Annotated in this window: 11 protein-coding genes; 4 read left to right on the forward strand and 7 right to left on the reverse strand. The window is 68.9% G+C overall.

Features of this window, described 5'->3' with window-relative positions:
* The first annotated feature begins 107 nt into the window (after positions 1-107).
* The 3 genes from F3H32_RS00210 to glcF are packed head-to-tail and all read left to right on the forward strand — an operon-like array spanning position 108 to position 3,980.
* Positions 108-1,553: an FAD-linked oxidase C-terminal domain-containing protein gene (locus F3H32_RS00210; protein WP_223191312.1), complete on the forward strand. Its 1,446-nt coding sequence runs from the start codon at positions 108-110 to the stop codon at positions 1,551-1,553.
* Positions 1,550-2,683 (forward strand): FAD-binding protein, encoded by a 1,134-nt coding sequence (locus F3H32_RS00215; protein WP_149763333.1) that lies wholly within the window; start codon positions 1,550-1,552, stop codon positions 2,681-2,683. Before F3H32_RS00210 ends, F3H32_RS00215 begins: the two co-directional genes overlap by 4 nt.
* Before the next feature lies 1 nt (position 2,684).
* Positions 2,685-3,980, forward strand: coding sequence for a glycolate oxidase subunit GlcF (glcF, locus tag F3H32_RS00220; protein WP_149763335.1), 1,296 nt, complete (start codon positions 2,685-2,687; stop codon positions 3,978-3,980).
* Between the two features lie 87 nt (positions 3,981-4,067).
* Here the strand turns inward: glcF and cysN are convergent, their stop codons facing one another.
* Both cysN and cysD read right to left on the reverse strand, forming a co-directional pair.
* The gene (gene cysN / locus F3H32_RS00225; RefSeq protein WP_149763337.1) at positions 4,068-5,990 is read right to left on the reverse strand and encodes a sulfate adenylyltransferase subunit CysN; all 1,923 of its coding nucleotides are present in this window, start codon (positions 5,988-5,990) and stop codon (positions 4,068-4,070) included.
* Position 5,991: 1 nt separating this feature from the next.
* Entirely contained in the window at positions 5,992-6,927 is a 936-nt protein-coding gene (cysD, locus tag F3H32_RS00230; RefSeq protein WP_149763339.1) for a sulfate adenylyltransferase subunit CysD, read from the reverse strand.
* A gap of 297 nt (positions 6,928-7,224) precedes the next feature.
* Between cysD and glpD the strand changes: the two genes are divergently transcribed.
* Positions 7,225-8,796 carry a glycerol-3-phosphate dehydrogenase gene (gene glpD, locus F3H32_RS00235; protein ID WP_149763735.1) on the forward strand — a complete coding sequence of 524 codons (1,572 nt, stop codon included), beginning with the start codon at positions 7,225-7,227 and terminating at the stop codon, positions 8,794-8,796.
* Positions 8,797-8,823: 27 nt separating this feature from the next.
* Here glpD and F3H32_RS00240 read toward each other — a convergent pair whose 3' ends face one another.
* Genes F3H32_RS00240 through F3H32_RS00260 form a run of 5 tightly spaced genes read right to left on the reverse strand, consistent with a single transcriptional unit; the run spans position 8,824 to position 14,321 of the window.
* Positions 8,824-9,828, reverse strand: a complete 1,005-nt coding sequence (locus tag F3H32_RS00240; RefSeq protein WP_223191302.1) for a DUF6925 family protein — start codon at positions 9,826-9,828, stop codon at positions 8,824-8,826.
* A complete protein-coding gene (locus F3H32_RS00245; RefSeq protein ID WP_149763341.1) occupies positions 9,825-10,580 on the reverse strand; it encodes an ABC transporter ATP-binding protein in 756 nt (251 codons plus the stop codon). Before F3H32_RS00245 ends, F3H32_RS00240 begins: the two co-directional genes overlap by 4 nt.
* Positions 10,581-10,582: 2 nt before the next feature.
* On the reverse strand, positions 10,583-11,575 hold the full coding sequence (locus F3H32_RS00250; protein ID WP_149763343.1) for a FecCD family ABC transporter permease: 993 nt from the start codon (positions 11,573-11,575) through the stop codon (positions 10,583-10,585).
* Positions 11,572-12,408, reverse strand: a complete 837-nt coding sequence (locus tag F3H32_RS00255; protein ID WP_149763345.1) for an ABC transporter substrate-binding protein — start codon at positions 12,406-12,408, stop codon at positions 11,572-11,574. Before F3H32_RS00255 ends, F3H32_RS00250 begins: the two co-directional genes overlap by 4 nt.
* Positions 12,402-14,321 carry a TonB-dependent receptor gene (locus F3H32_RS00260; RefSeq protein ID WP_149763346.1) on the reverse strand — a complete coding sequence of 640 codons (1,920 nt, stop codon included), beginning with the start codon at positions 14,319-14,321 and terminating at the stop codon, positions 12,402-12,404. Before F3H32_RS00260 ends, F3H32_RS00255 begins: the two co-directional genes overlap by 7 nt.
* Between the last annotated feature and the right edge of the window lie 86 nt (positions 14,322-14,407).

The following is a 14,407-nucleotide window of genomic DNA, read 5'->3' on the forward strand; positions in this document are numbered from 1 at the left end:
AATGGTCCATAAAAATACCGATTGACGATTCTGGTCTGAAAATTATACCACAAAGGCGGGGCAGGTCAGATTCCTGCCCGCGATCCAGGGAGGAAAGCTTGTCCGGCATCGCCATGCCCGCGCCCGATGCGGCCATCCTGGCCCGCGCGCCCCAGATCGTCGCCGCCCTGCGCGCGGCCCTGCCCACCGATGCCGTGATCTGGGATCCCGAAGAGACGCGGGCCTATGAATGCGACGCGCTGACCGCCTATCGCTGCCCGCCTTTGGCCGTGGTGCTGCCGCGCACCACCGCCGAGGTCGCGGCGGCCATGCGCATCTGCCATGACCTGCGGGTGCCGGTCGTGCCGCGCGGCGCCGGAACCTCGCTGGCCGGGGGGGCGCTGCCCACGGCGGATTGCGTCATCATCGCCACCCTGCGCCTGCGCGACGTGCTGAAGATCGACACCCAGAACCGCTTCATCCGCGTGCAGACCGGCGTGACCAACCTGTCGGTCAGCGCCGAGTTGGAGGCGCATGGGTTTTTCTATGCGCCCGACCCCTCATCGCAGCTTGCCTGCACCATCGCCGGCAATATCGCGATGAACTCGGGCGGGGCGCATTGCCTGAAATACGGCGTCACCACCAACAACCTGATGGGCGCCACCGTGGTTCTGCCCACCGGCGAGGTGGTGGAACTGGGCGGGCCCGAGATGGGGCCTGCGGGCCTGGACCTGCTGGGCCTGCTGTGCGGGTCCGAAGGCCAGCTTGGCATCGTGACCGAGGCGACCTTGCGCATCCTGCCGCGCCCCGAGGGCGCGCGCCCGGTGCTGATCGGTTTCGACGACCCCGAGGTGGCGGGGGAATGCGTGGCCCGGATCATCCGCTCGGGCGTGCTGCCGGTCGCCATCGAATACATGGACGATGTCTGCCTGCGCGCGGTCGAGTCCTTTGCCCGTGCCGGCTATCCCGATTGCGCCGCGGTGCTGATCGTCGAGGTCGAGGGCTCGCCGGCCGAGATCGACCACCAGATCGCCCGCATCCGCGAGATCGCGGGTGCCCTGAACCCGGTGGAATTCCGCGAAAGCCGCAATGCCGACGAAGCGATGGCGATCTGGAAGGGCCGCAAGTCGGCCTTTGGCGCCATGGGCCGGCTGGGCGACTATATCTGCCTGGACGGCACCGTGCCGGTGGGCCAACTGCCCCATACGCTGAAGATGATCGGCGAACTTTCGCGCCAGCACGGGCTGGAGGTCGCGAATGTCTTTCACGCCGGCGACGGCAACATGCATCCGCTGATCCTCTTCGACGCCAATACGCCCGGCGACCTGGCGCGGGCCGAGGCTTTCGGTGCCGACATCCTGCGGCTTTGCGTCGAGGTCGGCGGCTGCCTGACCGGCGAGCACGGCGTGGGCATCGAAAAGCGCGACCTGATGGGCAGTCAATATGACGCCCCCGACCTGGATATCCAGATGGCGGTCAAGGACGTGTTCGACCCGCGCTGGCTGCTGAACCCGGCCAAGGTCTTTCCGCTGGAGGCAAGCCGACCTTGGCGCGAAGGGGGCGCGGGCCGATGATCCTGGACCATCCCAGCCGTGCGGCACTGAACCCCGCCAGCGAGGCCGAGCTTGCCGCCCTGATCGCCCAGCGTTTCGCCGCCCGCCAGCCCCTGCGCATCGCCGGCGGCGGCACGCGGGTCGAAACCGGCGCGGTGCCGGGCGATGTGCTGTCCACCGCCGCCATCGGCGGCGTCGTGACCTATGAGCCGGGCGAGATGACGCTGATCGCCCGCGCCGGAACGTCCCTGGACGACATCGAGGCCATGCTGGCCGCCGAGGGGCAGGCGCTGGCCTTCGAGCCCGCCGACATGCGCGGCTTGCTGGGCCGCAATGGCACGCCGACCATCGGCGGCGTGGTCGCGGCCAATGCCAGCGGCCCGCGCCGGCTGCTGGCCGGGGCCTGCCGCGACCATCTGCTGGGGGTGCGCTTCGTCGACGGCCAGGGCCGGGTGCTGAAGAACGGCGGCCGGGTGATGAAGAACGTCACCGGCCTCGACCTGGGCAAGCTGCTTTGTGGCGCGCATGGCACGCTGGGCGTGCTGACCGAGGTGGCGCTGAAGACCCTGCCGCACCTGCCCGACCGCTGCACGCTGGGCTTGCACGGCGTCACGGTCGAAGAGGCGGTGGCGATCTTCTCGGCCGCGCTGGCGACGCCTTTCGAGGTCTCGGGCGCCGCCTTCCGCGACGGCTCGGCCTGGCTGCGGGTCGAGGGGCTGGGGCCGCAGATGACCTATCGCCGTGACCGGCTGCTGACCTTGCTGAAACCGCGGGTCGCCGAATTGCTGGACGACGTTTCCACCCTGGCCCTATGGCGCGAGTTGCGCGACCTGGCGCATTTCGCCGGTTCCGACGCGCCGCTGTGGCGGGTGCTGGTCAAGCCCAGCGACGCCCCGGCCACGGTGCGGGCCTTGCAGGCGCTGGGGGGCGAGGCATCGCTCGACTGGGGCGGCGGGCTCGTCTGGTATTGCGGGCCGGGGACCGCGCAAGCGGTGCGGCAGGTGGCGCCCCATGCCACGCTGGTCCGGCGCGGTGGGCTTGCCGGCCCGGCCTTTCCGCCCCAGGCCCCGGCCGTCGCCCGGCTTTCGGCCGGGCTGCGGCGGGTGTTCGACCCGGCCGGCATCCTCAATCCCGGCCTGATGGATAGCTGACATGCAGACCAATTTCACGCCGCAGCAACTGGCCGACCCCGGCACCGCCCGCGCCAATGAAATCCTGCGCTCTTGCGTGCATTGCGGCTTTTGCACCGCGACCTGCCCGACCTACAAGGTGCTGGGGGATGAGCTGGACAGCCCCCGCGGCCGCATCTACCTGATCAAGGACATGCTGGAAAACGGCAAGGTCCCCGATGCCAAGACCGTCGGCCATATCGACCGCTGCCTGTCCTGCCTGTCCTGCATGACCACCTGTCCCTCGGGCGTGCATTACATGCATCTGGTGGACCATGCGCGCGAATATATCGAAAAGACCTATCGCCGCCCCATGGGTGAACGGGCGCTGCGCTGGCTGTTGGCGCGCATCCTGCCCTATCCGGGGCGGTTTCGGCTGGCGCTGATGGGCGCAAAGCTGGCGCGGCCGTTCCGCCGGCTGGTGCCGGATGCGCGGCTGCGGGCGATGCTGGACATGGCGCCCCGCGACATCCCGCCGCCCAGCCTGAACGACCGCCCGCAGGTCTTTGCTGCGCAGGGCCCGCGCCGCAAGCGGGTGGCGCTGCTGATCGGCTGCGCGCAAAGGGCGCTGAACACCGACATCAACGACGCGACCATCCGGCTTCTGCGCCGGCATGGCTGCGAGGTGGTGATCCCGCGCGGCCTGGGCTGCTGCGGCGCGCTGACCCATCACATGGGCAAGACCGACGAAAGCCACGCCATGGCCGCCGCCAATATCCGCGCGCTGATGGCCGAGGTCGCGGGCGAGGGGCTGGACGCGGTCGTCATCAACACCTCGGGCTGCGGCACCACGGTCAAGGATTACGGGCATATGTTCGAAAACGATCCGCTCGCGGCCGATGCCGCGCGGGTCGGGGCCTTGGCCAGGGACATCACCGAGGTGATGGCCGATCTGGGCCTGCGCGAGCCCGGCCATGCCCAGCCCCTGCGGGTGGGGTATCACGCCGCCTGTTCCTTGCAGCACGGCCAGCAGATCCGCAGCGCGCCCAAGGAATTGCTGGCCGCCGCCGGCTTTACCGTGCTGGAGCCCAGGGACGCGCATATCTGCTGCGGCTCGGCCGGCACCTATAACCTGATGCAGCCGGCGATTTCGGCCGAGCTCAAGCGCCGCAAGGTCGAGACGCTGGAGGCGCTGACCCCGCAGGTCATCAGCGCCGGCAATATCGGCTGCATGATGCAGATCGGCTCGGGCACCGGGGTGCCGGTGGTCCATACCGCCGAACTGCTGGATTGGGCCACCGGCGGGCCAAGGCCGCGGGCGCTGGCGGGCACGGCCTAGCGGGCGCGCCAAATACCCGGCCCGGACATGCGAACGGCGGCCCCAACCGGGCCGCCGTTCCCTTTCCTTAACCGCAAAGGGCGGGCGTCAGCTCATCTCGCGCAGCACGTATTGCACGATGCGCTCGGCCGCGTCCTCGGGGGTCAGGTCCACCGTGTTGACCGTCAGTTCGGCCTGCTGCGGCTGCTCATATGGGCTGTCGATGCCGGTGAAGTTCTTCAACTGGCCGGCCCGCGCCTTTTTATACAGGCCCTTGACGTCGCGGGCCTCGGCCACCTCCAGGGGCGTGTCCACGAAGACCTCGACGAACTCGCCCGGCGCCATCAGGTCGCGCACCATCTGCCGTTCCGAACGGAAGGGCGAGATGAAGGCGGTCAGCACGATCAGCCCGGCATCGGTCATCAGCCGCGCCACCTCGCCCACGCGGCGGATGTTTTCCACCCGGTCGGCATCGGTAAAGCCCAGGTCGCGGTTCAGCCCGTGGCGGATGTTGTCGCCGTCCAGCAGGAAGGTGTGCTTGCCAAGCGCGTGCAGCTTTTTCTCGACGATATTGGCGATGGTGGACTTGCCCGAACCCGACAGGCCGGTGAACCAGATCACCGCCGGCTTCTGGTTCTTCAGCGCCGCATGGGCATCGCGGTTCACGTCCAGCGCCTGCCAGTGGATGTTCTGCGACCGGCGCAGGGCGAAATGGATCATCCCCGCCGCCACCGTGGCATTGGTCATGCGGTCGATCAGGATAAAGCCGCCCAGGTCGGGGTTCTGGGCATAGGCTTCGAACGGGAGCGGCCGGTCGGTCGAGATATTGACCACGCCGATGGCATTCAGCCCCAGCGTCTTGCTGGCCAGATGCTCCAGCGTGTTGACGTTGACCTCATACTTCGGCTCGGTGACGGTGGCCGTCGCCATCTGGGTGCCGATCTTCAGCAGATAGGGGCGGCCCGGCAGCATTTCCTGTTCGGCCATCCAGACCAGCGTCGCTTCGAACTGGTCGGCGACCTCGCAGGGCTGGTCCGATTGCACGATCACGTCGCCGCGCGAACAGTCGATCTCGTCGGCGAAGGTCAGCGTCACCGACTGGCCGGCAACCGCCAGGTCCAGCGCGCCGTCATAGGTGACGATTTCCTTGACCGTCGTGGTCTTGCCCGAGGGCAGCACCCGGATCGCATCGCCCGGCCGCACCTGGCCCGCGCCGATCTGGCCGGCAAAGCCGCGGAAATCCAGGTTCGGCCGGTTCACCCATTGCACCGCCATGCGGAACGGATGCTCCAGCATCTGGGCGTCGCTGACCGGCGCTTCCTCCAGATGGCCCAGCAGCGTCGGGCCCTGATACCAGGGCATGCTGGGGCTGGGTTCGACGATATTGTCGCCCTTGAGCCCCGAGATCGGGATCGGCAAAAAGCTGTCCATGCCGATCTGCTTGGCGAAATGGCTGTAGTCGCTGACGATTTCATAGAACCGCTCGGCCGAGTAATCGACCAGGTCCATCTTGTTCACCGCCAGCACCACGTTCTTGATGCCCAGAAGGTTCACCAGATAGCTGTGCCGCCGGGTCTGGGTCAGCACGCCCTGGCGCGCGTCGATCAGGATCACCGCCAGGTCGGCGGTCGAGGCGCCGGTGACCATGTTGCGGGTATATTGTTCATGGCCGGGCGTGTCGGCGACGATGAACTTGCGCTTGTCGGTGGCGAAAAAGCGATAGGCCACGTCGATGGTGATGCCCTGTTCGCGTTCCGCGGCCAGCCCGTCCACCAGCAGGGCGAAGTCGATTTCGCCGCCCTGGGTGCCCACCACCTTGGAATCGCTTTCCAGGCTGGCAAGCTGGTCTTCGAAGATCATCTTGCTGTCGTAAAGCAGCCGGCCGATCAGCGTCGATTTGCCGTCATCGACCGAGCCGCAGGTGATGAAGCGCAGCATGGTCTTGTGCTGGTGCTTCAGCAGATAGGCGTCGATATCCTGCGCGATCAGCGCGTCGGTGACATAGACGGGGTCCTTCATCTCGTGGTTCATCTCAGAAATACCCCTCTTGCTTCTTCTTCTCCATCGAGGCGGACTGGTCGTGGTCGATGGCGCGGCCCTGGCGTTCGGACGTGGTGGTCAGCAGCATTTCCTGGATGACTTCCGGCAGGGTGCGGGCGTTCGATTCCACCGCGCCGGTCAACGGATAGCAGCCCAGCGTGCGGAAGCGCACCGATTTCATCATCGGCTGCTCGCCCTCGTGCAGGCGGAAGCGGTCGTCATCGACCATGATCAGCAACCCGTCGCGTTCCACGACCGGCCGCAGGTCCGAGAAATACAGCGGCACGATGTCGATGTTTTCCAGGTGGATATATTGCCAGATGTCCAGTTCGGTCCAGTTCGACAGCGGAAAGACCCGGATCGATTCGCCCTTGCCCTTGCGGGTGTTGTAAAGCTTCCACAGCTCGGGGCGCTGGTTCTTGGGGTCCCAGCGGTGATTGGCCGAGCGGAACGAGAACACGCGTTCCTTGGCGCGCGACTTTTCTTCGTCCCGGCGCGCGCCGCCGAAGGCCACGTCGAAATTGTACTTGGTCAGCGCCTGTTTCAGCCCGTCGGTCTTCCACATGTCGGTATGCAGGCTGCCATGGTCAAAGGGGTTGATGCCCTGTTCCATCGCCTCGGGGTTGTGGTGGACGATCAGGTCCATCCCGGCCTGCGCCGCGGCGCGGTCGCGCAGTTCGTACATGGCGCGGAATTTCCAGGTGGTGTCGACATGCAGCAGCGGAAAGGGCGGCGGCGCGGGGAAGAACGCCTTTTTCGCCAGATGCAGCATGCAGGCCGAATCCTTGCCCACCGAATACAGCATCACCGGGTTGTCGGCGGCGGCAACGACTTCGCGCATGATCTGGATGCTTTCGGCCTCTAGCCGCTGAAGATGGGTCAGCATGGCCGCCTGACCCCCGGTTTCGATGACGGATTGGCTGTTCATCTGGATGGCCCCTGTTCTAGGATGCGCCGTCCTTGCCAGATTTTCCCGCCAAGACCAAGACCGCCGGGTGCGAAACCGGCAATGTCATGCCGGAAAGCCCGCCGGGATGCTGCATTGCGGCAACGGGGCGGGCCGCAGGCGCCTTGTCGCGACGGGGCGGGACGCCCAGCCAAGCCCGCGCCAGGCAGGCGCCGCCGCAACCCGGACGCCCGGTCCCGCCGCGGGCGCAAGCCGCGCTTGACGAAACCGCCGCCAGGCGCTTGGGTGGCAGCCTGGACGGAAGGACGGGGGACCGGCGTGTCATCCTCAGCGCGGCAATGGGACGATCTTTTCATCATCGGCGGCGGGGTCAACGGGTGCGGCATCGCGCGGGACGCGGCCGGGCGCGGGCTTTCCGTCACCCTGGCCGAGATGGGCGACCTGGCCCAGGCGACCTCTTCGGCATCGACCAAGCTGTTCCATGGCGGGCTGCGCTATCTTGAGTTCTTCGAGTTCCGGCTGGTGCGCGAGGCCCTGGAAGAGCGCGAGATCCTGCTGGCCGCCATGCCGCATATTTCCTGGCCGATGCGTTTCGTGCTGCCCTGGTCGGCCGACATGCGGTTTCCGGGCGACACGCCCACCTCGCGCATCCTGTCCGTCGCCATGCCCTGGCTGCGCGGCCGCCGTCCGGCCTGGCTGATCCGGCTGGGGCTGTTTCTTTACGACCACCTGGGCGGGCGCAAGATCCTGGCCGGAACCAGGCGGCTGGACCTGTCGCGCGATCCGCTGGGGCAGCCGCTGAAGCCGGGCTTTCGCCGGGGCTGGGAATATTCCGATTGCTGGGTGCAGGACGCGCGGCTGGTGGTGCTGAATGCCCGCGACGCCCAGGCGCGCGGCGCGACCATCCTGACCCGCACCCGCGTCACCCATGCCAAGCGCGCCGGGGCCGGCTGGCGCATCACCACCCAGGGGCAGGACGGCACCCGCATCCATCATGCGCGGGCCCTGGTCAACGCCGCCGGGCCCTGGGTGGGCGAGGTGATCCGCGACGTGGCGCAGGTGCCGGCCACGGGGAATGTGCGCCTGGTGCGCGGCAGCCATATCGTCGTGCCGCGGCTTTACGACCACGACCGCTGCTATTTCTTCCAGGGCACGGATGGGCGGATCATCTTCGCCATCCCCTTCGAGCAGGATTTCACCCTGATCGGCACCACCGACATGGACCATCACGCCCCGCCCGACCAAGCGCGCTGTTCACAGGCCGAGCGTGATTACCTTTGCGCCTTTGCCAGCCAGTATTTCGCCGCGCCGGTGACGCCCGACCAGGTGGTCTGGACCTATTCCGGGGTGCGGCCGCTTTATGATGACGGCGCCAAATCGGCGACCGCGGCGACGCGGGACTATGTGCTTGGCCTGGACGATGCGGGCGCGCCGCTGCTGAACGTCTTTGGCGGCAAGATCACCACCTATCGCCGCCTGGCCGAGGCCGCGATGGCCAGGCTTGCGCCCTTCTTCCCGCAGGCGGGCGGCGACTGGACGGCCGGGGTGCCGCTGCCGGGCGGGGATTTCCCGGTGGACGGCGCCGCCGACCTGCTGGCCCGGCTGCGGGCCGCCCATCCCTTTCTGCCCGCGCGCCTGGCGCGCCGGCTGGTGCGCAGCTATGGGACCGACGCGTTCCTGCTGCTGGACGGGGCCGCCAGCATGGCCGATATGGGCCGCGATTTCGGCGCCGGCCTGACCGAGGCCGAGGTGTCCTGGCTGCTGCGCCAGGAATTTGCCCGCAGCGCCGAAGACATCCTGTGGCGCCGCAGCAAGCTGGGCCTGCATATGGACGACACGCAGCGCCGGGCGCTGGACAGCTATCTGCGCGCAAGGCTGGCGGCGCCCTAGCGGGCTTTCACCCGGCCGGCGCCAGGCTCAATGGCCCGGCGCGTCGGCGTCCAGCGGCCCGGTCTCGCGGTCGAAAGCCGCCTGCCACTGGGCCAGCAGCGCCGAGGCACCGTCGCGCCGTGCCGCCTGGCGCAGGGCGATGCGCAGCGCCGCGCGGCCATGGCGGTCGCCCGGCTCGGCCAGGGCCGAGGGCGGGTTGCCCGCCTTCAGCGCCGCCCAGGCCCTGTCCTTGAGCGTATTGCGCCCGGCATCGCCCCAATCGGCCAGCATGGCCTGGAAGCTGGCAAAGGCGGCCGCGTCGAAATCGCGGTCCTGGCCCAGGCTGTCCATGACCGGGCTGGCGGGGTGCAGGCCGGCCACCGGCACCAGGCCGGGCGGGATCGGCGTATTGGCGGAATGGGTGCGGCGCGTGCGCAAAAGCGGCGGCAGGATATGCGTATGCGGCCCGATGGGCGACACGCCGCCGGTATCCGGCCCGCCGATCTTTTGCCAGACCTCGATCCGGCCGATGCGGGTCAGCGCCACCCGATGCGGATGCGCGGGCAGGATCGCCGCCATCGCCCGGCTTTCCGGGTCGAGGACCGAGCGGCCGCATTCCGCCCGCAGCCGCGCGATCAGCGCCGGATCGTCGCTGCGGATGCAGAAATCCACCTGCGGCTGGTCCAGCCCCAGGTCGAACAGCACCGCCCCGCGATCCTGGTCGCGCAGCGCGCCCGCGTCGGGGCCAAGCTCGGTCAGCACCTGTCGCCGCGCAGTTCCCAGCCGCCCCTCGGGCAGGCACAGCGCGACGCCCTGCTGCCAGCGATGCGGCCGCGGGCTCAGCGCCTCCCATGCCACGGGGGTCAGGTCGGTCAGGTCGTCCAGCCGCACCCCGCCGCGTTCGGTGACGATGCCGCAGCCGTCCAGCGGCCGCGGCGGCGGATCGCCCGCGACATGGTGGAATTCGGCGATGGCGCCGAACGAGCCCATGGACCATCCGGCCCCGGTATCGGTCATCAGCGCGGCCAGGCGCGCGGTCAGCATGCCGGTCATCGGCTCTCTCCCTCAATGGTGTCGAGCGGCTGGAACAGGATGCCGCCGGGACCCTGCGCCAGATGCGCGGTGATGCCAAAGACACGGGCCAGGTTTTCGGCGGTCAGAACCGCATCCGGCGCGCCGTCGGCGACGATCCGGCCGCGGTCCAGCATGACCAGCCGCGTGCAATGCCGCGCCGCCAACCCCAGGTCGTGCAACGAGGCCAGCACCGCATGGCCCTGGTCGGACAGCCGCCGAAACAGCCGCATCACCTCGATCTGCGCGCCGGGGTCCAGCCCGGCAATGGGCTCGTCGGCGATCAGCAGCGGGGTTTCCTGCGCCAGGGCGCGGGCGATCAGGGTGCGCGCCTGTTCGCCCCCCGACAGTTCGGTGGCGCGGCGGTGGCGCAATGGCTCCAGGTGCAGGGCGGCGATGGCGCGCTCGATGGCGGCGCGGTCGGCGGCGCCCGCGGAATGCGGATGCGCGATGCGGCCAAGCGCCACCAGCGCCTCGACCGGCATCGGCCAGGCGATCTGGCGGCCCTGGGGCATATAGGCGGCGGCGCGGGCGCGTTCGCGCACCGAAAGCGCCGCCAGCGAGCTGTGGCCCCGCGCCGACAAAAGCCCCAGCGCCGCGCGCAAAAGCGTGGTCTTGCCGGCGCCGTTCGGACCCAGCAGGCCCACGAATTCGCCCGCGCCGATGCGCAGGTCGATGCCGTCCAGCACCGCCTGTCCGCCGCGGTCCAGCGAAAGGCTGCGAAGTTCCAGCATGGTCACAGCCCCTCGCGCCGGGTCTTCAGGATCAGGTGCAGGAAGAAAGGCGCCCCGACCAGCGCCGTCAGCACCCCCAGCTTCAGGTCGCGGCCGGGCGCGATCAGCCGCACGGCGATGTCGGCGGCCAGCACCGTGGCCGCCCCCCCCAGCGCCGATGCCGGGACCAGCCGCGCCGGGCTGGCGCCGACCGCGCGGCGCAGCACATGCGGCACCACCAGCCCGACGAAGCCCACCGTGCCCGCGACCGCCGTGGCACCGCCGATCAGCGCCGCGATGCCCGCGACCAGCATCAGCCGCAGCCGGCCCAGGTTCACGCCGCTGGATGCCGCCGCGTCCTCGCCCAGGGTCAGCGCCTCCAGCCCGCGGCGCAGCGGCCAAAGCAGCGCAAAGCCAAGCATCATGAAGGGTGCCGCGATCCAGACATGCAGCATCGAGCGGTCCGCCAGCGAGCCCATCATCCAGAACACGATCTCGTTGATGGCAAAGGGATTGGGCGACAGGTTCAGCACCAGCGAGGTCGCGGCCCCCGCCAGCGCCGAAATCGCGATCCCGGCCAGGATCAGCGCCAAGGTGCCGCCGCGCGGCCCGGCCAGCGCCAGCACCAGCAGCACCGACAGCCCCGCCCCCGCCAGCGCCGCCAGCGGCAGGCCCAGCGGAAAGGCGGCCGACAGGCCGGTCTGGATCGCCAGCACCGCTCCCAGCGCGGCCGAGGCGCTGGTGCCGATCAGTCCCGGCTCGGCCAGCGGGTTGCGCAGGAAGCCTTGCAGCACCGCCCCCGCCATCCCCAGCGCCGCCCCGACCAAAAGGCCCAGGATGGCGCGCGGCAGGCGCAATTCGCGCATGACCAGGCCCAGCAGGTCGTCGCCGCCGCCAAACAGCGCCGCCAGGCTTTCGCCCGGCCCCACCCCCGCCGGGCCGGTCAGCAGCGAGGCCAGGAACAGCGCCGCGACCAGCGCCGCAAGACCCGCGAAAAGCAGGCGCGGCCGGGTCATGGCGCGTCCCGCAAAGCCAGCCGCGCGTCGCGCAGTTCCGCCACGGCGCGCAGGATGTGGGGGTTGCCGCAAATCCAGTCGGGGTCCGAGATGACCTGGGCCGGCTTGCCCCGGCTCAGCGCCCTGAGCGCCGGGTGCTCCAGCATCTCTTGCGCGCGGGCATGGCCGTCATAGCGGCGCCCCTCGATCAGCAGGTCGGGGTCGGAAAGCAGCAGCGATTCCAGCGCCAGCACCCCGCCCGAGGGCAGGCCGAGTTCGTCGGCCACGTTGTCAAAGCCCGCCAGGTCCACGATCTGCCCGGCCAGGCTGTCGCGCCCGGCGCTATAGCCGTTGGCCATGTAAAGCGCCGCGCGCGGCCTGGGGTCCTGCCCGTCCGTCAGCCGCGCCAGGTCGGCGTCAAAGCGTGCCAGCATGGCGCGGGCCTGCGGCTCGCGCCCCAGAACCTCGCCCATGCGGCGGATATTGGCGCGGATGCCGGCGATGTCGGTTTCGATCGGAAAAACCTCGACCGCGATGCCCAGGCGTTCCAGCAGCCGGACGGTTTCGGGCGTGGACCAGGCCCCGGCCAGCACCAGGTCGGGCTGCGCCAGGAAGATTTCCTCGGCCAGGCCGTGGTTGACGGGCAGGCGGCCGGCCTCGACCGCCATGGCCGAGGCGGTCGGGTCCTGCGCCAGATACGAGACCGAGACCATCTGTCCCGGTGCCGCCAGCATCAGCGCCAACTGGTCGGTGCACAGGTTCATCGACAGCACCCGGCGCGGGGCTTCGGCCGCGGCGGGCAGGGCCAGCCCGGCCAGCAGCAGCCCGGCGGCCAGGAAAAGCCGCCCTACCATTGCGCCGACAGCCCGGCATAAAGGGTGCGGCCCTGGCCGTAATAGCCCCAGGATTCGGAATAATCCCGGTCGAACAGGTTCACCACGCGGCCTGTCAGGCGCAGGTTTTCGGTCAGGTCATAGCCGGCGGCCAGGTTGACGGTGACGTAATCGGGCAATTCCGTGGTCGGCGGGCTGTAGTTCCTGAACCATTCCGCGTCGTAGCTGCTGCCGGCATAGCGCAGATCGGCCGTGACCGAACCGCGCCCCTGCGCAATATCGGCCGTCGCGCGCAGGCCAAGCAGGTGGCGGGGCTGGCGCACGACGGGCTGGTCGTCCTCTGTGCGGGCATCCGTGTAGGTATAGGTCGCGCCCAGCCGAAGCCAGCCGGTCGCTTCATATTCCAGGTCGGCCTCGAACCCCTTGCGCTTGCTGGTGCCGGCAAGGTTTTGCGACGTGTTGCCGGTCCCGATGATCATATCCTGGACCTTGCTGGTGAAAAGCGTCACTCCCAGCGCGCCCCGCCCCGCGGCAAAGTTCCAGTCGGCGCCGATTTCCTGGCTGCGGCTGGTTTCGGGCGTCAGTTCGGCATTGCCGTCATAGCTGCCCGGCGCATAGCCATAAAGTTCGAACATGGTGGGATTGACGATGGCCTTGCCGGCGGCTGCGCGCAGACGCAGGTCGCGGTCGGGCACCTGCCATGCCGCGGCGATGTTCCAGGTGGTCGCATGGCGGAAATCGTCGTTGAAATCGCGCCGCATGCCGGCCTGGACGCCGATCCCGTTGTCGAACTGTCCCTGATATTCCAGCGCGGCGGATTTCGTGTCGCGCTGATACCGGCCGCCCGAAGCATAGGAGTTCTCATAGATCTCGCGTTTCTTCTGCACCGCCACATTCAGCTTTTGCGCGGCATCGCGGGCATTGCCGCCATCCAGCGCCCAGCTGCCGGTATATTTGAAGTCCCGCAGCCGCGAGGCGTCGCTGTAATCCGGCAGGCCGCCGTTGAAATGCGCCGTGTTCTGGTTTGCGCCAGAGACGGCAAAGCGGTTGAGCAGCCTGCCGCCGAAAGCTTCGCCTTCCAGCCACAGCGAACCATAGGTTTCGTCCCGGTCGGCGGTCAGCGGTGCGTCGACGATATAGTCGTCGGGAGAATCCACGAAAGAGACGGCCCGGTCATAACCGTATTCCTGCCAGATGCGCCTAAGCGTGAAGCCGACGGTCGCGCTTTCGGTCAGATCGTACGAGCCGTTCAGGCCCAGCACGCGCTGCCGGTTGAACTCGGTATCCCCGCCGGGACTGCGCGATTCGTCCTCGCCATCGGTGCGGCGCGACACGGCGGACAGGCTGATGCTGCCGCGCCCGTCCCCCGCCTGCACAAAGGCGCTGGCGGTGCGGGTGTCCAGCCCGCCGATCTCGACCGTGCCGCCATAGCCCAGCCCCTGCGCGGGGGCGCGGCGGGTGGTGATCGAGATGACGCCGGATGCGGCATTGGCGCCGTAGATGGCGGATTGCGGGCCGCGCAGCACCTCGATGCGCTCAATGTCCTCGGCCAGCATGCCGCTGAAGATATAGTCGCCGTTGCCGGGGGAATTGGCCTCGACCCCGTCGATGAGCACCAGCACGTGATTGGATTCGCCACCGCGGATGCGGATCTTGGCCACCGTTTCGCCGGTCGAGGTGACGGAAAGTCCGGGCACGGCGCGCAAAGCGTCCTGGACGGTGATGACCCGGCGGCTTTGCAGGTCTTCGGCGGTCAGCACGGTATGGGCGCGGCCATAGGCGCTTTCGGCCACCGGCGACAGGCCGGCGGACAGGACCAGGGTGTCAAGCACGATCTGGTCCTGGACCTGCTGGCCCGTCGCGGCACAGGGCAACAGGGCGGCGGGCAGGACGGCGGCGGTTGCGGCCAGCAGCGAAAGCGGGGTTCTGAACATTCCAAAGCCTTTCCAACGCGGGCGTTCGGCCCGCGGCTTGCAGATTGTCCGGCGGAAAGGCCAAGGGGCAGCCCGGCCGCAGGACG

This window comes from Paracoccus thiocyanatus (assembly GCF_900156255.1).
Classification (GTDB): Bacteria; Pseudomonadota; Alphaproteobacteria; order Rhodobacterales; family Rhodobacteraceae; genus Paracoccus; species Paracoccus thiocyanatus.